Origin of the sequence: Photobacterium sp. (genome assembly GCF_033720175.1) — a bacterium.
GTDB lineage: Bacteria > Pseudomonadota > Gammaproteobacteria > Enterobacterales > Vibrionaceae > Photobacterium.
Genome location: NZ_JAWWDA010000001.1, coordinates 120256 through 146864 on the forward strand (window position 1 = coordinate 120256; position 26609 = coordinate 146864).

Genomic DNA, 26609 nt, shown 5'->3' on the forward strand with positions numbered 1-26609 from the left:
AATACAGGCGGCTTTTTTACTATCGTTATTCTTTGCCCGCGCTCATGCCTGCACCCACCCATATGTCCCTCTTTTCACGTTCGTATTTTTAACAATAGTCAGCAGTTCAACTATCCATCAATGGTTGATGATTCTGATATTGAGGCGTAAATTGATGTTATAACAAATAAGAGAGAGTCTGAATGTGTTGGCTTATATCCTTGAAATGGTATGCATTGTTGCTTTTGCACTCAGTGGCGTAATGGTTGAATCAAACAGGGGGAAAGATATTCTCAGCGTATTGCTGCTAGGCTGGGTAACGGCCCTCGGTGGCGGAACGCTTCGTGACATTATCATTAATGCCGATCAAGTCTTTTGGATTCGTGATCCTACCTATTTCTGGGTTGCACTGGGAAGCAGCTGTGCCGGCTTTTTTCTCATAACCGAGATACGAAAGTCAAAAATAGAAAAGATGGTGATTTTATTCGACACCATCGGTGTCTCGCTGTTTTCTGTTCTGGTAACCGCTAAATTGCATTCAACAGGCTATGCCGCTTATGTTGCCATCTTTATGGGAATGGTCACCGCCGTTTTTGGTGGCGTGATCAGAGATATTCTCGCCCATCGCGTGAACATGTTTAACAACACCGAACTCTATGCGACTCCCGTTATTTTGGGCAGTAGCTTGTATATTGTGATGCACAATATAGGGTTTATTGATTATATCGCATCCATTTTTTGTATGACACTCATTGTCATTATGCGGCTATATGTGGTGGTAAAGCATGTCAGATTTCCAGATTTTTTAGTTTTAAAATAACCGCCTTTCATCGTTATTTTTATATGAAAAACAAAGTGCAAACAGTAACCAACTGATACAAACGGCCGATATGCAACCAAAGGATGGAGAGTAATAATGGACGAGATTATTTCCGGCAAGCAACCACATCGAGTGTTAACTGAAATCGATGACCAACTTTGTAATTTGGTACAAGACCTCGATATTCTAAACAGTGTTACCCCAAGCAATTATAAACAAGAGCGCGAACGTTTTTTTGCTCACCACTACTCTATTGAACCTAATTTTTGCTATCAAAGTAACCCGTTTGATGCTCATCAAGCCAAGCGTGCGTTGTATGAATTGCCAGTCGAAAGGATCCTCAATGACGACCTTAAACTTCTCTATACTGACATCATTCAGTCCTACGCTGATAAGCTCGATCAGCTCAGCTCGATAGGTGAAAATGACTTCTTGTATAATTCACTCCGATACTATGGTGAACCGAGCATTAAGGATATTAAGAACGCTAATTTTTTGTTGCACTTGCCGAATGAAGAAGAAGACGCTGCCAGCTACGATGCAAAAAAAATTGAAGCGTTCATGCGTGATTTTGCAGAGCAACACGGCTATGAATACAATCTGATTATCAGTGATAACATGATCGCAAATGCGCTCGTGGTAGGCAACAACGTCAAAATAAACAGCGCAGCCAAGCTATCACGTCAAGAGCTCAATGCGCTTGCCCATCATGAGCTGGGTGTACATCTGCTCACAACATTAAACGCAAGATCTCAACCCCTCAAGCTCTTGAATTTAGGCTGTCCCGTGAACACCACCACCCAAGAAGGTTTAGCTATCTTATGTGAATACCTTTCCGGTCACTTTAGTATCAAGCGCCTGAGAACATTGGCACTACGCGTCGTCGCAGTAGAATCAATGATTAAAGAGCGAGATTTTCGGTCCACCTTCCTACTCCTTAAAGAGCATTATAATACCGATGACTTAACAGCATTTACGATCACTGCAAGGGTTTATCGGGGCGGTGGCTTCACGAAAGACTACTTATACCTAAAAGGCTTCAGTGAAATCCTCAATGCATACAACGAAATGGGGAGCGACTTTAACTATCTGCTGTGCGGTAAGACCGAACTGAAATATATCCCTCAAATCAAACGCCTTATTGAACAAGATATATTGCTCGCACCTAAACTGATAAGCCCTGCGATCACTGATCCACAGGTGACAAATCCAATATATCAGTTTGTTACCCAAGCACTTCGGTAATAGGCTGAATAATATATAAACGTCGAGAGCGTCCAATTTCTCCTCGACGATCCGAGGAGTATTAGTCATCTTTTTACAAATAGTAACAATGCTTTTCCACTCTGATCGAAACAAAAAAGCAAACGTTTGCTTTTTTACTGGCAGCGGTGGCTAGTTCTGGTATCATTTGCCTCAGAAGTCGGCTAACCGCTCTGTCGGTTGTTAGCCGTTAATCGCATGCTTTACCATCGTATTGATTTTTGAAAATAGGAATTTCACCATGAGCCTTGCTGATCAAGTCCTTGCTGTAAATGATGATCTGCCGATCCGTACCGACAAACCTGTTCACAGCGGTAAAGTGCGTTCGGTCTACTGGCTGACTGACGCCGACAGCCGCCGCCTGATTGAAGAAAAAGGCTACGATGTGGCACCCGATGCGCCGCTGGCCATCATGGTGATCAGTGACCGTATTTCAGCCTTTGACTGCATCTGGCATGGCGAGGGCGGTCTGAAGGGCGTTCCCGGTAAAGGCGCGGCATTAAACGCTATATCCAATCACTGGTTTAAGTTGTTCCGCGAAAATGGGTTAGCTGACAGTCATATTTTAGACATTCCCCACCCGTTTATCTGGATTGTTCAGAAAGCAAAGCCGGTCATGATTGAAGCTATCTGTCGTCAGTACATCACGGGCTCAATGTGGCGTGCGTATGAAAAAGGCGAACGTGATTTCTGTGGTATTGAAGTACCAGAAGGCTTGAGTAAAGATCAGAAGCTGCCAGAGCTATTAATCACACCGTCGACTAAGGGCATTCTAGAAGGCATACCCGGTGTTCCGGCCGTTGATGATGTGAATATCACCCGTAAGAATATCGAAGAAAATTTTGCGGCTTTCAACTTCCGCAACCCTGCTGATATCGATTATTATGAAACCCTGCTTAAAGAAGGCTTCAACGTCATCAGCAATGAGCTGGAAAAACTGGGCCAGATCTTCGTTGATACAAAATTTGAATTTGGTTACGTGACAGATGCAAGCGGCAAGGAAAAGCTGATCTATATGGATGAAGTCGGTACCCCTGATTCATCGCGTATCTGGGACGCAGCCGCTTACCGTGACGGTAAAATCATTGAGAACTCCAAAGAGGATTTCCGTCAACTGCTGCTTAACCACTTCCCTGATCCCGATATTCTTCTCAATAAAGATCGTATGGAAGAGCGTGCAGCGCTTGCCCGTGACAATGCGCTGCCTCAGGAAGTGCTGATGCAGGTATCTAAAATCTACACCGGCATTGCGGAAAAAATCACTGGCAATAAGATTACCTTGAGTGAAAACCCTAAAGCGGAAATCGTGGCGATTCTTCGCCAAGACTATGGTTTGGTTGATTAGGGTTTAATTGACTAGGATTTAGTTAATTAGACTCAGCAGCTCCACAAACTAAAAAACCTGCTCATCGAGCAGGTTTTTTTGTATTATGGCAATCACAAATAAGCCGTTTAACAACTGTTCAGGGATGCTTTAAGCCGCTTCATTCCTTGCTCAATACTGACAACAGGCACGTAGCCCAAATCCCTTTTCGCGGCACTGATATCGAAATAGTGGCAGGTCGAAAGCTGGCGGGCAACAAAACGGGTCATCACAGGTTCCTGCTTTTTACCTGACCAGCCATAAATCCATTCCAGTAAGGCACCTACCCCATAGGCAAGTGATGCTGGTATTCGCTTGCGAACAGGCGGTAAATCGGCACAGGAGAGGATTTTGTTGAGCATGGCTGCCATGGTGATCGGCTCATCATTACTGAGAAAATACGCTTTCCCCGCGCACACCGCTTGGGGATCACTCAGCCTTAGCGCTGCCAGAATATGCGCGTAGGCGGCATTATCGACATAAATAGTATCAACCAGCTTATCTTCACGCCCCACCAGCTTGAGCCTGCCAGCGCGAGCGCGGTCAATCACCCTTGGGACTAAATGGGGGTCTTCCGGCCCCCAGATTAGATGGGGACGCAATGCCACGGTCTTTAACTGTCGCTCTGTTCCTTTAAGGCAAGCACTGCCTTCAAGGCTATCTATAACATCAAGACAATTTGCATTTTCAAGAAGACGGCCATTCGCGACTAACACCATCTGCTCGGCAATCGCTTTCGATTCAGCGTAATAATTCAGATAATTATCGGCATAAGGGGCGGATTCATCAATTCCCGCTTCATCAAAACCCGCAAACGTCACGCTTGGGGTGCTGGTATAGACGAGTTTATTGATACGCAGTGCCTGACAGGCATCGAGAATATTACGTGCACCATCGACATTGGGGGAGTAATAATCCTCTTTTGAGCCCCAGACTCCCGCCTTTGAAGCCACATGAAAAACCAGATCGCAGCCTTGCATCGCCTTCATCAACATCGTTTTATTGCTAATATCGCCCTTGACCATGGTGATACCCATTTGCTCAAGTTCGGGATAATCACCGCGGGCAAATCCCGTTACCGCAATACCTGCTTTCCGCAAATACCGGCAAATGGCTTTGCCAAGAAACCCGCCAGCACCGGTAACAAAAGCGTGTCTAGCCGAAGAGGCCAAGGCCGTCAGAACTTTCATCTCATCCGGTGTTGGCTGATCATCTGTTTTATCATTTAACACCAGCAGGTGACTCCTTGTTCGGTTCTTTTTCAGACAGCATTCTTTGTGCCCAAACTGCCAGTTTTTCTCTGAAAATCTTTGCGTTGTGGCGGATATCAACAGGGAAAGCGGGATGAATTAAGAAATCAGCAATGCCGCGTGTCTGTTCATATTTTGCTCCAATGACTTTCAACTCCTCAAAGAAAGCGGCAATATCGTCTATCTTTACCCCTTTCTTTAACTCGACACACAACAAAGGAACCCTTGCACTATTTCGTTCAACACCGACCAGCGCGGTACGTTTCACACGAGGATGAGTATTGAATATACGCTCACACGGAATAGAGAAATAAGGCTGTTGGTCATACTCAGAATTGGCACGATTTGCTTCAACGCGATGCGCCTTACGGCCACACATCCAGAGTTTCCCTTCCTCATCCAGATAACCTAAGTCACCCATACGATGACGGACCACCGTACCATCTACGATCTTGGCCTGCTCAGTGGCAGCGTCACGGTGATAGTAATGTCCGCTCACCATCGGGCCTTTAACCACAATTTCGCCGATTTGATTGACTGGCAACCTCAGACTGTCATCCCAATCAGCAATCGGATCGTCGGTGATCGCGATGATCGCAATATCCACGCCCTGAACGGGCAACCCGACACAAATCCCGCCGCCGCTATCGGTCACGTCAGTGGTTGTCATTAACGCCTCACTACCGATCATGGTAAGTGGCAATGATTCCGTCGCACCGTAAGAATTAAGTACCTCGATGCCATCACTCAACATTTTACTAAAACGTGAAATAGACGAAATGGTAGCGGGTGCGCCCGCAGAAATAACACGTTTAATACTTGGTAAGCGATGGGGGGTAGCTCGACTTGCACCCGCTTGTCCTAATCGCTCAATCAACGCTGGATTGACGAACATATTGGTGCAGTGATACTGCTCAATAGCCGCAAAAAGGCTCTCCGAATTAGCCGTGATAGGCTTGCTCGCATCCATATCAGGAACAATAGAGGCCATGCCTAATGCCGGGCCAAAGAGGGAAAATAACGGGAATGTGGCAAGATCTCGCTCGCCGGGAGAAATACCGTAATCGTTTTTCAGCACCCTGATTTGTGCTTCAAACATTGCATGGGTATAAACCACGCCTTTTGGCGTACCGGTACTACCGCTGGTAAACAAAATAGCCGCTATTTCATCATTTTGGAGCAAGGCAATATCATAATCGGTTGCTTGATCCATCTGACTACGGGGCTTGATCACCCGATTACGTTTAAGCAGCGCTTTTAGCGTTGTTCCGCCGAATATGTTAGCAAAAATGTCACTGCCGCCAACCGTCAGTAAACGACGTACATCCGGTTTACCCCAACCAAACAGACAACGCGCAATATGCGCTTTCGGAATACCAATAAACGCATCAGGCATGGCCTCATCAAAACATTGTTTAAGGTTCTTAACCCCCATTCCAGGGTCAACCAGAATAGGAATGATACCTGCTTTGAATAATGCAAACGTCAGGGCAAAGAAATCGAGGCTCGGCGTTACCATCAACACCGCCTTCATACCACGTTTGATGCCGTAGTCATTTAAAGCCTGGGCAATACAGTTACTGTCAGCATCAAGCTGACCAAAGCTCAGCTCTTCATAACGCAGTTTTCCTGCCAATGATCGTTTCTGTACCGCCACAGCCAGTGCTGAGGGTGTTTCAACCGCTGCTTGCCTTAAGTGGCGACAGATATTTGCTTGGTTTGAGTCGGTTAGTTCCAAATCGGGTGCCTCACTTGAATCAAAAGGGGCACCAATTTCATGCCCTCTAACCTTCAAGAATGTAACTCACTCGACATAGCGTCTGGAGTTTTCATAAATTCTGCAATTAGCGGTACAACCTCTTCGCTCGCATCTTCCAAAATATAGTGGCCACAGTCTGCAAATTCGTGGACTGTTGCGTGTGGCATTTTTTTACGCCAAACCGCTAAGAAATGCTTATCAAACACAAAATCTTTTAAGCCAAAGCAAATCAGAGTCGGTACTTGGGAGAACTTCGGTAAACTTGCTGCGATCTCAGAGACTAACTCATAGTTTCTATCGCCTTTTCTTAACGGGATATCCTGCACAAAACGTAATGTTGAAATACGGTTCGTCCAAGAGTTAAATGGCGACACATAAGCCTGACGAACTTCCGGACTCATCGGTTTGCGCTTAACACCCACATAAGAGGCAATAGATGAGAAAGCGTTAAAGCCACGCACTAAACATGTACCCAACAGTGTATTGCGGCAGATCCACAAAGGCCATGGAAATGGCTTTGATTCTGGAAGATGAAAAGCGCCTGTATTCAGGATCACCAGACGTTTAATCCGATCAGGATAACGCGCTGCATACCCCATACCAATCATACCGCCCCAGTCATGAACAACCAGGGTTATGTTTTCACGCACTTCTAAATGCTCAAGTAATGCTTCTAAGTCATCAATGCGGTTTTTTAACGTGTAGTCATAGCCAGCATCGTCTGGCTTATCAGATAAACCACAGCCAATATGATCAGGCACGATACATTGGTGGTTCTGACTTAATTCAGTGACCAGATTACGGTAATAGAATGACCAGCTCGGGTTACCGTGAACCATAACAACCGGCTCGCCCTGCCCTTCATTCACATAATGCAGCTTATGGCCATTTCTGCTGAGAAAATTGCGCTTAAAGGGAAATAACGTGTCTAACATGACTAATCCTAACTATCCTCAGCATGGAAATGAACCATCCTGTGTTTTGTAACTATTTCAGCGTAACAGGTAACGATTCAGCTCAACGCTATTTTGTTTAAGAGCAAAGAGAAAGCGCGCAGTTTGTAAGTACAAATGAGCACTTTCGATGCCGATATTGAACAAAATAGCTAAGAGATTAATTGTTACCACTTGAGACCTAACATCATACAGTTAAGCCCACTGCCTATACCTAAGAAGCTCACGTTATCGCCTGATTTCAAGAAACCATGATCGTGTGCCATCGCAGCAGTAACAGGTAAAGAAACCGTGCCCATATTGCCCATCAGCTTATAGGTCGGAAATTCTTTCCCGACAGGAATGTTCAGCGCATTCAGCACCTGTTTGCGGTTTGATGCGCCAACTTGGTGACAGATCACTTTATCAACCTGCTCGACTACCCAGCCGCGCTGATCGAGAAAATGATCCCATGTGTCACGTGCCAGCTTCACGCCTTCTTTGAGCAAGGTAACACCGTCAGTACGCATAAATTCACGAAATAGCTGAGGTCCGACTTCTTGCAGGCCCCATTGGCAAAGCTGGTGATGTTCAGGTGCAGATAAATGGCTGGCACCTAGCAATTGATGCTGACGGGTATTGTGCAGAGGCAGGCTACCGTCCGTCAGTAGAACTGCAACCGCCCCAGAGCCTCCGGTCAAGGTGGCTAAAGATTGGGCAAAATTCTGCATAGTTGGCTCAGCCAGCATATGATCAATCGTGATATCAACGATATGGCGGGCGGATTCACAAGAAACCACCAGGCCTGCTTTGATTTGACCCAGTTCAATACGGTTTGCTATATCTAAAATCCCAGACAGTACCCCAAGACAAGCATTGCTGATGTCATAAATAGCGGTGTCGTTCAGGACACCCAGTTCAGCCGCGATGCGGCACGCTGTTGCGGGTTCATGTTGATCGCGACATACCCCGGTGTAGACAACAGCCCCAAGATCGCCAACCTGAATACCTGTTTCATCAATGGCTTTGCGGGCTGCGGCCAGAGCACCATCCGACAATTTATGTCCTTTGGGCCACCAGCGGCGCTCTTCTATACCGGTCAGTGCGGCAAGCTGCCCCATAGGAATACGAAATTTCTGATATAAGGGAGCTAAACGGGATTCTAACTCAGAGCTCAATACCACTTGTGGTGCTAGCTCGTAAGCCAGACTATTGATAAAAACGCGGGAATATTTCATTCAACTATATAACTACTCACTATCTCGGCAAAATCAGTACCGATCTTCGTCATTAGTGCGCCATTTGAGCAAGAAAAAGGAGATGATTCAATAAAAATGTCATATTACAGGGTGTAATATCAATTCCATGAATTATCTAACTATTCAGAACACCACTGGGCGCGTTTAAAATGTTTTTATACTACATTGATAAATATCAGTTTAGAGCCACTATATTGGCAATTTATTGCCTTGCCTAAAAGTAGGTTAACTCTCGCTGAATTGATCTGATCATTGATGTATTTGGTATAGTCTCATATGACCAGTATAAAAAATATTAAGTTCATGACAGGCGTAAGGTAAAGTGCACGTCTTATTGCTTGTTGATTTAACATTAGCAAGATAAGTCTTGGCATCCCAGCCTGATTAGATTGAGAGATATAACCCATAATGAGCAAGATATATCATCACCCCGTGCAAATCTATTATGAAGATACCGACCATTCAGGTGTGGTATATCACCCTAATTTTCTTAAGTATTTCGAACGCGCACGTGAGCATGTGATTGATAGCGACAAGCTAGCCAGACTTTGGAATGAGCAAGGGTTAGGTTTTGCGGTGTATAAAGCCAATATGACGTTTCAGGACGGTGTCGAGTTTGCCGAAATCTGTGATATTAGAACTTCTTACCAGTTAGACGGTAAATATAAGACCCTGTGGCGACAAGAAGTCTGGCGTCCGGGTGCAAGCAGACCTGCGGTTATCGGTGATATTGAAATGGTCTGTCTCGATAAAGAGAAACGGTTGCAGCCTGTTCCAGAAGAGATTTTGGCATCGATGATGGCGGATTAGCGGCCCCCATTTCACACAACAAGATGTCCCCCTTTTGCGGGAATGGCCTAACAACTGTCATCCCCGCCATCGTTTAGAGCAGATCCTTTGGGCTGATTAACCTTGCTTCTAATGCCATTGCCTTGGCACTGCCACCCAGCGTCACGGCAAAACGATACTCTTCATTCAGACGACCGAGGCAGGATTGCCACGGGTCCGGTTCGACTTTTTTGGCGGAACTGTGGTCAGAGCCATTATCAGCAAAGTTCAATCCAATCCCTCGATACAGTTCAAGCTGACTGACAACAGGTTCTGAATAAAAGGGAGAGTCAGGCCCTGCAGCAGACTGTATTGGCAAAGTCTCTTTGCTTGCTGCAGAAAGGTCAAAACCAAAAGATTTTAACGATGTCGCAAGCCCCAGCCCCGTCGCCTTAATATACGATTCTTTCAATGCCCATAGGTCAAAAAAGCGCGGCCTTTGTCGATTTTCCGGAAGATGTAATAACGCCGTAACCTCCTGAGGCGAAAAGTAGTGACTGAGGATCGGGTAAATATCAGTACTCGTTCTGGCATGCTCTATATCCACCCCCAATTCTACATTTTCACTTCCCGCTCTTATTACTCCCAATAACAGATAGCCTCCGCTGTGGCTCAGATTAAATTCCAGCCCGGTTTGATCCCGCAGCTCTGCACACAACCTTGGTTTCCCTTTCTCTCCATATTCAAATCGCCATTCATCCGGTGAAAGTGCCGCATAGCGTGACAATACCGCCCGCAGAACACCGCGGACATAGAGCGCCCGAGTCCTCGCATCTTGCAGCCGGTAGCGATCCACCTTCGTCAGCTCGTCTTCTGTTAGCCAACGTCGCAGGCTGTCAATATAAGGACCGGCATCATCAAGCTGAGTAAGTGGACAAAACCAGAGTTGAACAAGAGGAAAAGATGACAAAGAGAGAATCCTGCGAGGTTATAGTGGGTTCTATTGTGACTGTTTTGCTTTTGAAACAACAGCGCTAAGCCGGTCCTATGTACTAAAGCATGCGCAGCTTTCAACAACAAGCAGGGGTACAAAAGGCTTAATTTACGACTTTTGTTTCTAGCCGATTTTTCTTTCTCCACTCGCACAGAGCCGCAGGCAACAAGCATTACATCATACTTATTCACTTAATTGAGGCGTGCATCACATTTTCACTGAAACTTGAGTATTTACACTAAAAATGGATAATAATTAAAATATAATCAATAACTTAATTATCAACTTATTACAAAAAATCGAAATTTAACATTTTTAACTGGTCGGAAGAGGTACAACCTCAGTATCAGCCGATTGTATCAAAATGCGACCTCAGGTACTCTGCTCAACCATTAACAGATTTAGCTGGTTTTCATTGCAAATGATAGGTATTTCCTTCTTTGATAATCGAAGCAGAAATTTCAGCAGGATTGTAATGAACACTACCTTTACGGTTGAAAGCGCTACTACCGCATGACTGGTGTAATTCCGCACGAGTCGCAGCACTTACGACAACTTTACTCACGAGCACTGTTCTCGCGAGCATTATACTCACGATTGTTGCTTACCCGCAGCAAGCTCACCTTTTGGCCGTGCTTTTCCGGAGCTACCTCAACTTACCGCTCAGTTCGTATTAAAGCCCAGCCCGAAAATATGACACCCGACCCACGGATGTCCAGTGGAGACTCATTATGAGCCAAACCCCAAAATCAACACCCGAGTCGCAAGAAGATAAGCGACTCAATAAACGCCTTAAAGATATGCCTGTCGCCATCGTCGGCATGGCAAGTATCTTTGCCAACTCCCGTTACCTGAATAAATTTTGGGATCTGATCAGTGAGAAAATTGACGCAATAACCGACGTCCCTAATACCCACTGGCGTCCTGAAGATTACTATGATGCAAATAAGAGCACGCCGGACAAATCTTACTGTAAGCGCGGTGGCTTTATGCCAGAAGTCGACTTCAACCCGATGGAGTTCGGTCTTCCGCCAAACATTCTTGAGTTAACGGATACGTCACAACTGCTTTCTCTGATTGTTGCCAAAGAAGTACTGGCTGATGCCAAGCTTCCTGAAGGCTACGACCGAGACAAAATCGGTATTACATTAGGTGTAGGCGGTGGTCAGAAGATCAGCCAGAGCCTGAATGCGCGTCTTCAATACCCTGTTCTAAAGAAAGTATTCAAAAGCAGCGGCATTAACGACGAAGACAGCGAAATGCTGATCAAGAAGTTCCAGGATCAATACATTCACTGGGAAGAAAACTCTTTCCCGGGTTCTCTTGGTAATGTTATCGCTGGCCGTATCGCAAACCGTTTCGACTTAGGTGGCATGAACTGTGTCGTTGATGCCGCTTGTGCGGGCTCTCTTGCGGCGCTGCGGATGGCCCTGAGCGAGTTGGTCGAAGGCCGCAGCGAAATGATGATCACCGGTGGTGTGTGTACCGATAACTCACCAACCATGTACATGAGCTTCTCAAAAACCCCGGCTTTCACCACCAATGAAACTATCCAGCCATTCGACATTGATTCTAAAGGCATGATGATTGGTGAAGGTATCGGTATGGTTGCCCTAAAACGTCTTGAAGACGCAGAGCGTGATGGCGACCGTATCTACTCTGTGATCAAAGGCGTAGGTGCTTCTTCAGACGGTAAGTTCAAGAGTATCTATGCGCCACGCCCTGAAGGTCAGGCAAAAGCGCTCAAACGTGCGTATGATGATGCCGGTTTTGCCCCGCATACGCTTGGCCTGCTAGAAGCGCATGGTACAGGTACGGCAGCAGGTGATGTTGCTGAATTTAATGGCCTGAACTCTGTATTTAGCGATGGCAATGACACCAAACAGCACATCGCATTAGGTTCGGTAAAATCTCAGATTGGTCACACCAAATCTACCGCAGGTACAGCAGGCTTAATCAAAGCAGCGCTTGCCCTGCACCACAAAGTATTGCCTGCAACAATCAACGTCACTAGCCCGAACCCTAAACTGAATATTGAGGACTCTCCTTTCTACCTCAACACCCAGACTCGTCCGTGGATGCAGCGTGTTGATGGTACTCCTCGTCGCGCGGGGATCAGTTCGTTCGGTTTTGGTGGCACAAACTTCCACGTTGTGATGGAAGAATACACACCAGAACATGCCCGTGGTGACAAGTACCGTCAGCGCCAGGTGCCACAAACACTGCTGTTCAGCGCCGCTTCTCGCGGTGCACTGATCGCAAGCCTGAAAGAAACATCAGCCAACATCTCTGGCCAGAAAACGGATTTAGCGGCGCTTGCTGACGCGTATGGCTTACGCAGCATTGAAGCATCTCATGCACGTTTAGGCTTAGTGGTTAAAACTAATGAAGAGCTTCAGGCTCAGCTGGCTCAGGCCATCTCGACACTTGAAAGTCAGACTAAAGCACATTGGCAGCTACCAAGCGGTACAAGCTACCGTGAATCTGGCCTTGTGGTTGAAAACGGTTCTGCCAAAGTTGCTGCACTGTTTGCAGGCCAGGGGTCACAGTACCTTAATATGGGTCGTGAACTGGCTTGTCATTATCCAGAAATGCGCCAGCAGCTAGCAAATGCCGATAAGGTATTTGGTGAAAACAACAAGACGCCGCTATCACAGGTGCTTTTCCCAATTCCTGCGTTTACTCAGCAAGACACTGCAGCTCAAGAAGCGACATTAACCAATACTGCGAATGCACAAAGCGCTATTGGCGTGGTTTCTATGGGCCAGTATGAGCTAATGACTCAGGCTGGTTTTAAAGCAGACATGGTTGCGGGCCACAGCTTTGGTGAGCTAAGTGCCCTATGTGCTTCTGGTGTTATCTCTCAAGATGATTACTACCAGCTTGCTTTTGCTCGTGGCAACGCCATGGCAGCAACGCCAGCAGAAGGCGATAGCGGTACTATGTACGCCGTTATTCTTGATGCAGATAAACTAGCAGCGGTTGAAACGTGTATCAGCGAATTTGATGGCGTAAGCATCGCCAACTATAACGCACCGACTCAGCTGGTTATTGCAGGCCCGACTGAAAAGGCACAGCTTGCAGCTAAAGCATTAGGCGAACAAGGCTTCAAAGCCATTCCACTGCCGGTATCTGGTGCCTTCCACACACCATTGGTTGCCCACGCGCAGAAACCATTCGCTGCCGCCATTGATAAGTCGACATTCAGCAAACCTGCGTTGCCACTTTATTCAAACGCAACAGGCGAGCTTTATAAGAATGACGGCAAAGTCATTAAGAAAGCGTTTAAACAGCACATGCTACAGTCAGTACGTTTCAGCACTCAGCTTGAAGCAATGTACGACGCCGGCGCACGTGTCTTTGTAGAATTCGGACCTAAGAATATTCTGCAGAAACTGGTTGAAAAAACGCTAACTGATAAAGCCGATGAGCTTTGTACGATCAGTATCAACCCGAACCCTAAAGGCGACAGTGATCAGCAACTGCGTCTGGCATCGGTACAGCTGGCCGTTGCGGGGATCTCGCTAGGCAATATCGACCCGTATCAGGCCGATATCGCCCAGCCTGCTGCTGCATCACCAATGAATATCAAACTGAATGCAACGAACTACATCAGTGCTTCGACCCGAGCAAAAATGGCTAAGTCATTAGAAACGGGCACCGTCAGCAAGCAAACTGAAATCGTTGAAAAAGTCGTTGAGAAGATTGTGGAAAAAGAAGTGATTAAAACCGAAATCCGCGAAGTGCCTGTAGCTGCTAGCGCGCAAGCTACTGCTCCAGAAGCAACACAAGTTGTTACTCAAGCTGTCGCTCAAGAGCCTCGTCAAGCCGTTACAACTGCACAGGCAACAACAGCACAACTTCCTGTCGGTGATGCGTCACTGCATGCATTTTTTGCTGCTCAACAACAAGCGGCAGAGCTTCATCAGCAGTTCCTCGCGATCCCGCAGCAATACGGCGACACTTTCACTACGTTAATGACAGAACAAGCCAAAATGGCTGCGTCTGGTATCGCTATTCCAGATAGCCTGCAACGTTCAATGGAAATGTTCCACCAGCATCAGGCTGAGACCCTGAAAGCTCACGCACATTACCTTGAGCTTCAAGCGAACAGCAACAACTCTGCGTTGGGTATGCTGACGTCACAGGCGGTTATCTCCACACTGACAACATCAGCTCCGCAATCAACGATTGCACCAACAGTGACGGCTCAACCAGTAGCACCAGTTCAAGCCGTAGCAATGCAGACTGTTGCTACGGCACCGGTTCAACAAGCAGCGCCTGCTGTTGCACCAGTGAAGGCAGTTGCTCCGGTACAAGCTCCGGCTCCAACTGTTGCACCAGCTCCTCCGGTACAAACAGCCGATGCTGAAAAAGTGATGCTGGAAGTGGTTGCTGAGAAAACGGGCTACCCTACCGAAATGCTGGATCTGGAAATGGACATGGAAGCCGATTTAGGTATCGATTCCATCAAGCGCGTTGAAATTCTAGGGACGGTTCAGGATCAAATGCCTAACCTGCCAGAACTCAGCCCTGAAGATTTAGCCGAATGCCGTACGCTTGGCGAAATCGTCACTTACATGAACAGCAAGCTAGGTGCTCAACCTGCGCCTGTTGTTGCTGAAGCTGCCCCAGTTATCACACCAGCAGCAAGCTCTAACGGTTTAGATGCGGCTCAAGTTCAAAGCACCATGCTTGACGTTGTTGCGGACAAGACGGGCTACCCAACAGAAATGCTGGATCTGGAAATGGATATGGAAGCCGATTTAGGCATCGATTCCATTAAGCGCGTTGAGATCCTGGGTACGGTTCAAGACCAGCTCCCTACTCTGCCTGAACTGAATCCTGAAGATCTGGCTGAGTGTCGTACACTGGGCGAAATCGTCAGCTATATGAACAGCAAACTGCCTGCAGTGACAGTATCTGTCGTTGCTCCAGTTGCCGCAGCGGTACCAGCAGCAACAAGCGGCTTAGACGCTGTGCAAGTTCAGAACACCATGTTGGAAGTGGTTGCAGACAAAACCGGCTACCCGACAGAAATGCTTGATTTGGCGATGGATATGGAAGCGGACTTAGGTATCGATTCCATCAAGCGGGTTGAAATTCTCGGCACGGTTCAAGATCAGCTGCCAGGTTTACCTGAACTGAATCCTGAAGATTTGGCTGAGTGTCGTACACTCGGCGAAATCGTTGATTACATGAACAGCAAGTTGCCTGCAGCAACAGTATCTGCAGCTTCGGCGGCGGTATCGTCTCCTGCATCAAGCGGTCTGGACGCTGCACAAGTTCAACGCACTATGCTTGACGTTGTTGCTGACAAAACCGGCTACCCGGCTGAAATGCTTGATCTTGCCATGGATATGGAAGCGGACTTAGGTATCGATTCCATCAAGCGGGTTGAAATTCTCGGCACGGTTCAAGATCAGCTGCCAGGTTTACCTGAACTGAATCCTGAAGATTTGGCTGAGTGTCGTACACTGAGTGAAATCGTTGACTACATGAACAGCAAGCTGCCTGCAGCACCGGTCATTGCGGTTGAAACCACACCAGCACCTGCGGCAAGTGGCCTCGATGCTGCACACGTGCAAAGCACCATGTTAGATGTCGTTGCAGACAAAACCGGCTACCCGGCTGAAATGCTCGATCTTGCCATGGATATGGAAGCGGACTTAGGTATCGATTCTATCAAGCGGGTTGAAATTCTGGGTACCGTTCAAGACCAGCTACCTGGCTTACCTGAACTGAATCCTGAAGATTTGGCTGAGTGTCGTACACTGGGCGAAATCGTTACTTACATGCAAAGCAAACTAGCAGGCACGTCATCTGCAACAGCGGCTCCAGTCGTTGAAGCTGCTCCTGAAAACGTGGTCGAAACTGCAACGGTAGAACTTCCTCCTCACAGCGAGGTGGCGCTAAAAAAGTTACCAGCGGTAGATAAATTAGCTGACTGTTTTTCCAAAGACGCATGTATCGTGATCACCGATGATGGTCATAATGCCGGCGTTCTGGCAGAAAAACTAAGTGCTCACGGCCTTCAAGTCGCCGTTGTACGTAGTCCTCTATCTGCCGCTTCACCACTGAACAGCGAAATCACCAGCTACCCGCTAGCAAGTGTTGATGAAACTGGCGTGAAAGCTGTTATTGCTGAGATTGAAAGCGCGCACAAAGCGATTGGCGGGTTCATTCACCTGCAACCTCTTGCAACTGACATGCAATCTGACAATGCAGACATTGCATTGAATGCCGATGCGAAATCAAGCATTTCAATTGCGTTCTTGTTCGCTAAATTGCTTCACGATCAGTTAAACACGGCATCAGCATCAAGCCGTCGTAGCTTCTTCACTGTCAGCCGTATTGATGGTGGCTTTGGCTACCTTGATACCGAGCAGCTAGTTAATGCTGAACTAAACCAGGCGGCACTGTCCGGTTTGACTAAAACGTTAAGTCACGAATGGTCGAACGTGTTCTGTCGTGCTTTGGATGTTGCACCTGCTCTTGATGCTCGCCATCTGGCAGAAGCCGTCACTGCTGAGCTATTTGATATCAATACTCACACGGTTGAGATCGGGCTTTGTGAACCCCAAAAGGGCGAATCTGGACGTTCAACGCTAATTGCTACAGAAGCAGGTACAGCTCAGACGAAAAATGTTGCGGCAAAGCTCACCACATCCGATAAGGTTCTGGTAACGGGCGGCGCAAAAGGCGTCACGTTTGAATGTGCACTGACACTGGCTAAAAAGTGCCGGTCACACTTCATCCTTGCAGGTCGTAGTAAGCACATCACGGCGAGCGAACTGCCGAAATGGGCACAAGGCAAGCAGGAGAGCGAACTGAAAGTGGCTGCTATTGCTAACCTTCAGGCCTCGGGTGATAAACCAACACCGAAGAAAGTGGATGCATTGCTTAAGCCTGTTTTAAGCAGCTTTGAAATCAACAGTGCCCTACAAGCCTTTACCAATGTTGGCGCAAGCGCTGAGTACCTGAGCCTTGATGTATCAGACAGTGGATCTGTGACTAAAACATTGTCTCAGTTCAGTGATATCACCGGCCTGATCCACGGCGCTGGCGTACTGGCTGACCGACATATTCAAGACAAAACACTGGATGAGCTGAACCTCGTTTACGGAACCAAAGTTGGCGGTCTTGAAGCGGTACTCAATGCATTAGATAGCAGCAAGCTGAAACTGTTAGCGATGTTCTCTTCTGCGGCAGGATTCTACGGCAACAAAGGCCAGAGCGATTACGCGATGTCTAATGACATCCTGAACAAAGCAGCACTTCAGTTCTCGGCTCGTTACCCTGAAGCGAAAGTAATGAGCTTCAACTGGGGACCGTGGGATGGCGGCATGGTTAATCCGGCGCTTAAGAAAATGTTCACCGACCGTGGTGTGTACGTGATCCCTCTACAAGCTGGCGCTGAGCTTTTCAGCTCGCAGATTCTGAGTGAAACAGGTATTCAACTGCTTGTAGGTACGAGCATGCAAGGTTCAGAGAACAAGGAAAACGCTGTAAAAAAGCCTGATGCGGAGTCTGTGCTGGTAGCAAAGAGTCCGCTGAATAAAAGCATCACTGTGACACGAGACCTTGACCCAAAGGCGATGCCTTTCCTCAAGGACCACTGCATTGCCGGTAACCCCGTGTTACCGACAGTGTGTGCCATCCAATGGATGCGTGAAACAGCAGAACAACTGGTAGGGGCGAACGTCAGCGTTCGCAACTACAAACTGCTTAAAGGCGTAATTTTTGATACCGATGAGGTGCAAATACTGACGTTGACACTGACACCTGAAACTAAAGCTGACGATCAAATCAACGCATTGATCAGCTGCCAGGGTCGACCACAGTATCAAGCAATGTTGGTCTTAGAACACACCGCTGGTTCGGTTGAACCTGCACCGGCTAAAACCTTTGCGGCGGGTTCAAACAACCCCGTCACAACGGCTGATGCGTTGTACAGTAATGGCACCCTGTTCCATGGTCCAAGGCTGCAAGGTATCCAGACGGTTGAACGTTTTGATGACGCAGGTTTACTGGCACAGTGCCAGCTGCCAACCATTACTGATGCCGACTGTGGTGCTTTTGTACCGACTCAGCATACGGGCGGTTGCCAGCCTTTTGCTGAAGACTACTTGCTACAGGCCATGCTGGTTTGGGCAAGATTGAAGTACGGCGCAGCCAGCCTGCCTTCTGCGATTGGTGAATTTGTTTCTTATGAACCCATGCAAGCGGGTGACAAGGGTTGGTTAGAACTAGAAGTGATTAAACATACTTCGCGTTCACTACAAGCTAACATCTCGCTTTACCATCAAGATGGTCGTTTAAGTGCCGTAATGAATGGCGCAAAAGTAACGATCAGCAAAGGCCTAAACGAGGCATTTTTGGTGAAGTCTGAGCCAGAAAAGGAGCTTCTGTCATAGTGGCCGACTCTTCTAATAAAGCGATGCCGTTGCGCATCGCTCTTTTAGCCCAGCCAGCGCATGCTGCTGGGCTTTCTGCCGATTGCTTTTCTACATTACCACCCGTTGAAATCATCTCAGTCGGTGATAATTTTGAAACAGCCCTTCAAACCGCTATTCAAGTAATCAGCCAAGGCAATGTCGTTCAATTTTGCGTAAATGGCGAACACGGTGAAGCACAATCAAAGTTATTGATGCTTGCGGGTTTAACGGCAGCACAAAACAAAATTCATCCTCATGCCTACTTGTCTGGTTTTAGTGCCAGTTCAGCACATAGAACTGTTGACTGCATAGAAGAAGCGCTGGCTCAATCACGTCGCCAGGAAGCCAGTTTAAGCAACCAACAGACTTTTGATGCACTCACTGCAGAGCAAAAATTTTCTGCGTTGTACCAAATGGTTGAAGCTCTTGCCAGTCGCACGCTTAACACTCGCTCTGATAAAGATAACATCAGCCATTACTGGTTTACTGAGCCGCACCAAGCTCGTGTAACGAGTTTAACGTTCAATGCAGATGTATGCACAAGCAGCTTGGTATTAACGCAAGCAACTGGGCTACAAACAGCTCAATCACTGCTCTCAGCGTCTCGACTTTTCTTTGTCATAACCGGTCATAATGAAGCAGTGTTATCAACTCAGCTGGCACAGTTAACAACACGCTTGAATAAACTCTCAGATGATTCGTATTCACTGATTGAGTTGATGGCTGCAAATCTGAGACAGTTTCAGGCTGATGCTTCAACGTCTCCGTCGCTGCCTGCCATCGTATTGCAAGGTGCTTCCGTCGCCGCTATTGAGCAGGAAATTACCGCGATTAGTCATGCTCTGCCAAAAATAATGGCTGAGAAAAGTCATTATAAAACACCCGCAGGTAGCAGTTTTTCACCGGCACCCAACAGCAAAGGCGGCGTAGCTTTTGTGTATCCGGGTGTTGGTACCGTTTACCCTGGTATGTTCCGCCAATTTCATCAGTATTTCCCCGAGCTTTTCGCTCGCCTTGAACGAGAAGGCAATCTCAAAGAGATGCTGCAAGCCGAGAAGACATACGGCGACATTGCTGCCGAGATGAGTTTGAGCGAACTCGCCATTGCCGGTGTGGGCAGCAGTTACCTGTTAACCCAGCTATTGTGCGAAGAATTCGCGGTTAAACCGGATTTCGCATTGGGTTACTCCAAAGGCGAAGCATCGATGTGGGCAAGTTTAGGCGTCTGGAAAAATCCTCACGCATTAATTGAAATGACTCAAACCAGCCCGATATTTACCACCGCTATCTCAGGTGAATTAACAGCAGTACGTGAAGCCTGGCAGTTAAGCGACGGTGACGAAATCACCTGGAACAGCTTTGTGGTTCGCAGTGAACCAGCAGCCATTGAAGCACTGCTTCCTGAGTTCCCGCACGCTTATCTTGCGATTATTCAAGGTGATACTTGCGTACTGGCCGGTTGTGAAAATGACTGCCGGGCCCTGCTCAAGAAACTCGGTAAACGCGGTATTGCAGCCAACCGGGTAACTGCCATGCACACCACGCCGGCATTAAGCCAACACCGGCAAGTGACTGAGTTTTATAACCAGCCTTTGTGTGAAGCGCTACCTGAGCATATTCGCTTTATCAGTGCCGCCGCTGGTCATAATACTCTTGTTAATATTGATAGCCAGAGTATTGCCGATTCGATTGCCGATACGTTCTGCTCGACGCTTGACTTTACCGCGTTGATCCGTAGTGCGCGTGAACAAGGTGCCCGTCTGTTTGTTGAGATTGGTGCAGACAGACAAACCTGCACCTTGATCGATAAAATTAATCGCGCCGATCATGTGACGACCGAAAGCTGTACTGTCGCGGCCAACGCCAAGGGCGGCGACGATATTCTCACCTTGCTCAAATGTATCGGTCAGTTAATCAGCCACCAGGTTCCTCTGTCACTTGATCCCCTTCTGAAGGGGCTGGAACAACATCAAGTGAAGGCGTCGACACCAGAGATAACTTTAAAAGGAGAGCCAGTATGAGTTCTCGTACGCAAACAAAAATCGCCATTGTTGGTTTAGCCAACCAGTATCCTGATGCGGATACGCCGAAGGCTTTCTGGCAAAACCTGCTGGACAAAAAAGATTCCCGCAGCGTGTTAAGCCCTGAAAAATTAGGCGCCAATCCTGACGCCTACCAGGGCCAGCAAGGCGAATCAGACCGCTTTTACTGTGATAAAGGCGGCTACATCCAGAACTTCACGTTTGATGCCAGCGGTTACCGTTTACCTGCTGAAAAATTTGTCGGCTTAGATGAAAGTTTTCTTTGGGCGCTAGACACCAGCCGCAAAGCATTAGCCGATGCGGGTATCCCGTTAGATGCTGCAGTACTTGAGCGTACCGGCGTGATCATGGGTGCCCTTTCGTTCCCGACAACGCGTTCTAATGATCTGTTCCTGCCGCTTTACCACTCGGCGGTAGAGAAGGCACTACAAACGAAACTGGCGAATAACCACTTTTCATTAAGCCCATCGAACGATCACGCGGTAAGCCTGAACCCGGCCAATGGTGCGGCGGCGCATAATGCTTCTAAGCTGGTTGCCGATGCTCTGGGCCTTGGTAGCGCGCAGTTAAGCCTTGATGCTGCATGTGCCAGCTCGGTCTATTCCCTGAAATTAGCTTGTGATTATCTGAGCACAGGCAAAGCCGATATGATGCTGGCTGGCGCTGTTTCGGGTGCCGACCCTTTCTTCATCAATATGGGTTTTTCAATCTTCCACGCCTACCCGGATCACGGTGTATCGGTGCCATTCGATACCAACAGTAAAGGTCTGTTTGCCGGCGAAGGCGCTGGGGTGTTAGTGCTAAAACGCCTTGAAGATGCAGAGCGCGATGGCGACCATATCTATGCGGTTGTCAGTGGCATTGGTTTATCGAATGATGGCCGAGGTCAGTTTGTCCTAAGCCCGAACAGCAAGGGACAGGTACAAGCTTTCGAACGGGCTTATGAAGCTACCGACCTGTCACCAGAAAGTATCGAAGTCATTGAATGTCACGCGACAGGTACGCCGCTGGGTGACAAAGTCGAAATGACGTCGATGGAGCGCTTTTTTACTGGCAAGCTGAACGGCACACAAGCACCATTAATTGGTTCGGCAAAATCCAACTTAGGTCACCTGCTGACGGCGGCAGGCATGCCGGGGATCATGAAGATGATCTTCGCAATGAAAGAAGGTGTACTGCCACCGAGTATCAACCTCTCAACCCCGCTCTCTTCACCTGACGGCTTGTTCGGTTCGCACACGTTGCCAACCCAGGTTCAGCCATGGCCGGATAAAGCAGGTAACCCTGAGCGACGCGCTGGTGTGTCGGTATTTGGTTTCGGAGGCTGTAACGCTCACCTGTTGTTAGAAGCATGGAAAGATTCGCCCGCAAAACCAGTCGCTCAAGCCTCTGGCGAACCGGCATCACCGCCTCATCTGAAAATCACCGGTTTAGCGTCCCACTTTGGTTCGTTAAAAACCATCAATGCGCTTAATCATGCGATTGAAACCGGGGCTGATGCTTTCGTTGCACTGCCGAAGAAACGCTGGAAGGGCTTAGATCAACACCCGGAACTACTGAGCCAATTTGGCTTACATACCGTGCCGCACGGTGCGTACATTGATCAGTTCGAGCTGGATTTCTTACGCTTTAAAGTACCGCCGAATGAAGATGACCGCCTGATTTCTCAGCAGCTTTTACTGATGAAAGTCGCAGATGAAGCGATCCGGGATGCCAAGCTTGAAGTAGGGCAGAAAGTTGCCGTTCTGGTTGCAATGGAAACCGAGCTTGAAATGCACCAGTTCCGTGGCCGCGTTAACTTACATACCCAACTTGCCGACAGTCTGAGCAACATGGGTGTAGCGTTGAGTGATAGCGAATACCAGGCACTTGAAGCCATTGCAATGGACAGTGTGCTTGATGCTGCCAAGCTGAACCAGTACACCAGCTTCATCGGTAATATCATGGCATCTCGCATTGCCTCGCTGTGGGACTTCAACGGTCCGGCCTTTACGATTTCTGCCGCTGAACAATCGGTCGCACGTTGTATCGATGTCGCACAGAATATGATGGCGCAGGAATCACTGGATGCGGTGGTTATTGCCGCCGTCGATCTGAGCGGCAGTGCTGAACAGGTTATTCTGAAAAACAGCATCACACCCGTTGCTGCTAACTCGCAAGATAGTGGCTGGAACGTGGGTGAAGGTGCCGGTGCCATTGTTCTGGTCGACAAAGAAACGCAGCGGAGCCAAAACACAAGCAATAGTGCAAGCTATGGCGAAATCAGTGCACTAGGCTTTAGTGCAACCAGTAAAAGTCGTTTAGTCACTGATCGCTTACTGTCGCAGACTGGTATTGCTGCCAATAACGTTAGTTTATTGGAGCTAAACCAGGCACCAGAAAGCACAGACACTGTGCAGTTCCCGCTGGCTCGTGCTTCGCAAACTCAGGCGAATCAACGTTTAGGACACTGTTATGCCGCATCAGGTATGGCGAGCATGCTTCATGGCTTGTTAAGCCTTAATCAGACAGCATCTGACTTTGATAGCAAAGCCGCCATTGTCGCCAACGTCAGTGAAAATCAGTGTTCACAACTGTTGCTAACGCAGTCCGCCACAGAGAGATCGTCGCTTCAAGTACGTCTTGAGAGTGAACTGCCGGCAGATTCAAAGCGTCAGCTGATCAAGCAAGTTACCCTCGGTGGCCGTGATATCTATCAACATATCGTGGCAACGGATCTGCCTGAACTTCAGCAGATCCAGCAGAAAGTCGCTAACGCGAAGCCGCGTGTACAGACACAGGCTAAAACAATCGCGCAAGCCGCTGCAACTCCATCAGTATCCCCGATTCTGGCAACATCAGACCAGACGCCGATTACAGGTATTCAACGCAATATGACAAAGGTCCTATCCGCTAAAAACCAGCATGATTTAACTTCATTCCAGAGCCCTTCATTTGCTGAAAATCAGCTGCTGGCACAACAGGTACATCAAGCCTTTCTGCAAAACCGAGAGCAAGGGCTGAAGATGGCTGATGCCCTGCTAAAGGCGCAGCTTAACGAAGTCACCGCGCAAATGGGCGCGGCAACCGGTCAGGTCATTCATCACCAGCCAGCAGTCGCGACACCATCACAGAATGTAATGGCAACGCCGATCGCTAAACCTGTACGTAAGCCTTGTATCTGGGATTACGACGACCTAGTGGAATACGCTGAAGGCGATATCGCCAATGTGTTTGGTCCGGATTACGCGATTATCGATAACTACTCTCGTCGTGTAAGGCTGCCAACCACAGACTACTTGCTGGTATCGCGCGTCACCAAGCTTGATGCCACCATGCTTGAGTACAAACCAAGTACCATGACCACAGAATACGATATTCCTGTCGATGCACCGTACCTGGTAGACGGTCAGATCCCGTGGGCCGTTGCTGTAGAATCAGGCCAGTGCGACCTGATGCTGATCAGCTATCTGGGTATCGACTTTGAAAACAAAGGCGAGCGTGTTTACCGTCTGCTTGATTGTACCCTCACCTTCCTGGGCGACCTGCCTCGTGGTGGCGATACATTGCGCTACGATATTTCGATCAACAACTTTGCCCGCAACGGCGATACCTTACTGTTCTTCTTCTCTTACGAATGCTTCGTCGGCGATAAGATGATCCTGAAAATGGACAACGGTTGTGCTGGCTTCTTTACTGACGAAGAGCTTGCCGACGGTAAAGGTGTCATCCGCACCGAAGACGAAATTAAAGCCAGAAACCTGGCGGTTAAGCAGCGCTTTAACCCCCTTCTGCACTGCCAGAAGACCCAGTTCGATTACCAGACACTGCATAATCTGCTTAGCGCCAATATTGCGGGTTGCTTCGGTGACAGTCATGTTTCAGATCGTGCACAGCCTTCACTGTGTTTCAGCTCAGAAAAATTCATGATGATCGAGCAAGTCAGTCATGTAGATCCGCAAGGTGGTACATGGGGGCTTGGTCTGATTGAAGGTCACAAGCAACTAGAAGCGGATCACTGGTACTTCCCTTGCCACTTCAAAGATGACTCAGTAATGGCTGGCTCATTGATGGCGGAAGGCTGTGGCCAGTTGCTTCAGTTCTACATGATGTACCTGGGTATGCATACACAAGTACAGAATGGCCGTTTCCAGCCGCTTGAAAATGCACCACAGCAAGTACGTTGCCGCGGTCAGGTTCTGCCACAATCTGCTGTACTGATCTACCGTATGGAAGTAACTGAAATTGGTCTGAGCCCGCGTCCTTACGCGAAAGCAAATATCGATATCTTGCTTAATGGCAAAGTCGTGGTTGATTTCCAGAACCTGGGTGTAATGATCAAAGAAGAAACAGAATGTACCCGCTACATTGAAGCCACCGAGGCTGATGTACAGCAAACGACTTTTGCGCCTGTTCAAACAGCAGTTGTTCAAGACGCTGTTACTCAAGAAATTCGTCAAAAGCCAGCCGTTCAGCAACAAGCTTCTGCCAATGCGCCGCTGATGGCACAAATTGCAGATTTGAACACAGCACCGAACAAAGGTGTTATTCCGCTTCAGCACGTTGAAGCACCAATGACACCTGATTACCCGAACCGCACGCCAGACACGGTACCGTTCACGCCGTACCACATGTTTGAGTTTGCAACCGGTGACATCGAAAAATGTTTCGGCCCTGACTTCTCAATCTATCGCGGCATGATCCCGCCACGTACCCCGTGTGGTGATCTGCAGCTGACTACCCGTGTCATTGAAGTGAACGGTACCCGTGGTGATTTCAAAACACCATCGTCATGTATTGCTGAATACGAAGTCCCTGAAAATGCCTGGTACTTTGACGAAAACAGCCATCAGGCACTGATGCCTTACTCGGTATTAATGGAGATCTCACTGCAGCCAAACGGCTTCATTTCTGGCTACATGGGCACGACCTTGGGCTTCCCGGGACAAGAGCTGTTTTTCCGTAACCTGGATGGCAGCGGCAAAATGCTGCGCAATGTCGACTTACGCGGCAAAACTATCGTTAACGACTCTCGCCTGCTTTCAACGGTCATGATGGGTACCAACATCGTGCAAAGCTTCAGCTTTGAGCTAAGTACTGACGGTATACCTTTCTATGAAGGTAAAGCGGTATTTGGTTACTTCAAAGGCGCAGCACTGAAAGATCAACTGGGGCTGGATAACGGTAAAGTGACGCAACCATGGCACATCGAAAACAACCGTACGCCAGATGTGAGCATCAACCTGCTGGATAAAGAAAGCCGTTACTTCAACGCGCCGCTTTCAGCTGCTGGCGAAGTACAACCACACTACCAGCTAGCCGGCGGTCGCCTGAACTTCATCGACAAAGTGGATATCACCAGCGATGGCGGTAAAGCTAGCTTAGGTTACTTGTATGCCGAGCGTACTATCGACCCGAGTGACTGGTTCTTCCAGTTCCACTTCCATCAAGATCCGGTTATGCCGGGATCATTAGGTGTTGAAGCGATTATCGAGCTGATGCAAACCTACGCCCTGAACAAAGATTTGGGTGCCGGATTCCGTTCACCGAAATTTGGCCAGATCCAGTCAGAAGTGAAATGGAAATATCGCGGTCAGATCAACCCGCTTAACAAGCAAATGTCACTGGATGTCCATATCACCGCGATTAAAGATGAAGACGGTAAGAAGATCATCATTGGTGACGCCAACCTAAGTAAAGACGGCCTGCGTATTTACGAAGTGAAAGACATCGCTATCTGTATTGAAGAAGCTTGAGTTAGGA

At 48.0% G+C, this 26609-nt stretch carries 12 protein-coding genes; 7 read left to right on the top strand and 5 right to left on the bottom strand.

Translation table 11 applies throughout. The features are described from left to right. Positions 1–184 precede the first annotated feature (184 nt). The 3 genes from R3289_RS00490 to purC all read left to right on the top strand — a co-directional run bounded on the left by R3289_RS00490 (position 185) and on the right by purC (position 3407). Positions 185–799, top strand: coding sequence for a trimeric intracellular cation channel family protein (locus R3289_RS00490; RefSeq protein WP_318923326.1), 615 nt, complete (start codon positions 185–187; stop codon positions 797–799). A gap of 96 nt (positions 800–895) precedes the next feature. Beyond that, on the top strand, positions 896–2044 hold the full coding sequence (locus R3289_RS00495) for a flavohemoglobin expression-modulating QEGLA motif protein (protein ID WP_318923328.1): 1149 nt from the start codon (positions 896–898) through the stop codon (positions 2042–2044). Between the two features lie 259 nt (positions 2045–2303). Continuing rightward, positions 2304–3407 carry a phosphoribosylaminoimidazolesuccinocarboxamide synthase gene (gene purC, locus R3289_RS00500; RefSeq protein WP_318923329.1) on the top strand — a complete coding sequence of 368 codons (1104 nt, stop codon included), beginning with the start codon at positions 2304–2306 and terminating at the stop codon, positions 3405–3407. A 107-nt stretch (positions 3408–3514) separates the two neighbouring features. Here purC and oleD read toward each other — a convergent pair whose 3' ends face one another. The 4 genes from oleD to R3289_RS00520 form a co-directional block, all read right to left on the bottom strand. Then, a complete protein-coding gene (gene oleD / locus R3289_RS00505; protein ID WP_318923330.1) occupies positions 3515–4657 on the bottom strand; it encodes a 2-alkyl-3-oxoalkanoate reductase in 1143 nt (380 codons plus the stop codon). Continuing rightward, positions 4647–6413, bottom strand: a complete 1767-nt coding sequence (gene oleC / locus R3289_RS00510; RefSeq protein ID WP_318923331.1) for an olefin beta-lactone synthetase — start codon at positions 6411–6413, stop codon at positions 4647–4649. The genes oleD and oleC overlap by 11 nt, the downstream gene beginning before the upstream one ends. A 53-nt stretch (positions 6414–6466) precedes the next feature. Further along, positions 6467–7369: an alpha/beta fold hydrolase gene (locus R3289_RS00515; RefSeq protein ID WP_318923333.1), complete on the bottom strand. Its 903-nt coding sequence runs from the start codon at positions 7367–7369 to the stop codon at positions 6467–6469. A 185-nt stretch (positions 7370–7554) separates the two neighbouring features. Then, positions 7555–8604: a 3-oxoacyl-ACP synthase III gene (locus R3289_RS00520; RefSeq protein WP_318923335.1), complete on the bottom strand. Its 1050-nt coding sequence runs from the start codon at positions 8602–8604 to the stop codon at positions 7555–7557. 429 nt (positions 8605–9033) lie between these two features. Here R3289_RS00520 and R3289_RS00525 point away from each other — a divergent pair, with 429 nt between their 5' ends. Beyond that, positions 9034–9435, top strand: coding sequence for a thioesterase family protein (locus R3289_RS00525; protein ID WP_318923336.1), 402 nt, complete (start codon positions 9034–9036; stop codon positions 9433–9435). Between the two features lie 73 nt (positions 9436–9508). Here the strand turns inward: R3289_RS00525 and R3289_RS00530 are convergent, their stop codons facing one another. Beyond that, a complete protein-coding gene (locus tag R3289_RS00530; RefSeq protein WP_318923337.1) occupies positions 9509–10363 on the bottom strand; it encodes a 4'-phosphopantetheinyl transferase family protein in 855 nt (284 codons plus the stop codon). Positions 10364–11118: 755 nt separating this feature from the next. Here R3289_RS00530 and R3289_RS00535 point away from each other — a divergent pair. Genes R3289_RS00535 through R3289_RS00545 form a run of 3 tightly spaced genes read left to right on the top strand, consistent with a single transcriptional unit; the run spans position 11119 to position 26602 of the window. Then, positions 11119–18804: a phosphopantetheine-binding protein gene (locus R3289_RS00535; protein WP_318923338.1), complete on the top strand. Its 7686-nt coding sequence runs from the start codon at positions 11119–11121 to the stop codon at positions 18802–18804. After that, entirely contained in the window at positions 18804–20846 is a 2043-nt protein-coding gene (locus R3289_RS00540; RefSeq protein WP_318923339.1) for a PfaB family protein, read from the top strand. The genes R3289_RS00535 and R3289_RS00540 overlap by 1 nt, the downstream gene beginning before the upstream one ends. After that, positions 20843–26602 carry a beta-ketoacyl synthase N-terminal-like domain-containing protein gene (locus R3289_RS00545; protein WP_318923341.1) on the top strand — a complete coding sequence of 1920 codons (5760 nt, stop codon included), beginning with the start codon at positions 20843–20845 and terminating at the stop codon, positions 26600–26602. The genes R3289_RS00540 and R3289_RS00545 overlap by 4 nt, the downstream gene beginning before the upstream one ends. Positions 26603–26609: the final 7 nt, after the last annotated feature.

Bases quoted from the DNA above. Each gene is read 5' to 3' on its own strand.
- R3289_RS00495 (WP_318923328.1), top strand. From the start codon at position 896: ATGGACGAGATTATTTCCGGCAAGCAACCACATCGAGTGTTAACTGAA.
- R3289_RS00535 (WP_318923338.1), top strand. From the start codon at position 11,119: ATGAGCCAAACCCCAAAATCAACACCCGAGTCGCAAGAAGATAAGCGA.
- R3289_RS00520 (WP_318923335.1), bottom strand. From the start codon at position 8,604: ATGAAATATTCCCGCGTTTTTATCAATAGTCTGGCTTACGAGCTAGCA.
- R3289_RS00525 (WP_318923336.1), top strand. From the start codon at position 9,034: ATGAGCAAGATATATCATCACCCCGTGCAAATCTATTATGAAGATACC.
- R3289_RS00545 (WP_318923341.1), top strand. From the start codon at position 20,843: ATGAGTTCTCGTACGCAAACAAAAATCGCCATTGTTGGTTTAGCCAAC.
- purC (WP_318923329.1), top strand. From the start codon at position 2,304: ATGAGCCTTGCTGATCAAGTCCTTGCTGTAAATGATGATCTGCCGATC.
- R3289_RS00515 (WP_318923333.1), bottom strand. From the start codon at position 7,369: ATGTTAGACACGTTATTTCCCTTTAAGCGCAATTTTCTCAGCAGAAAT.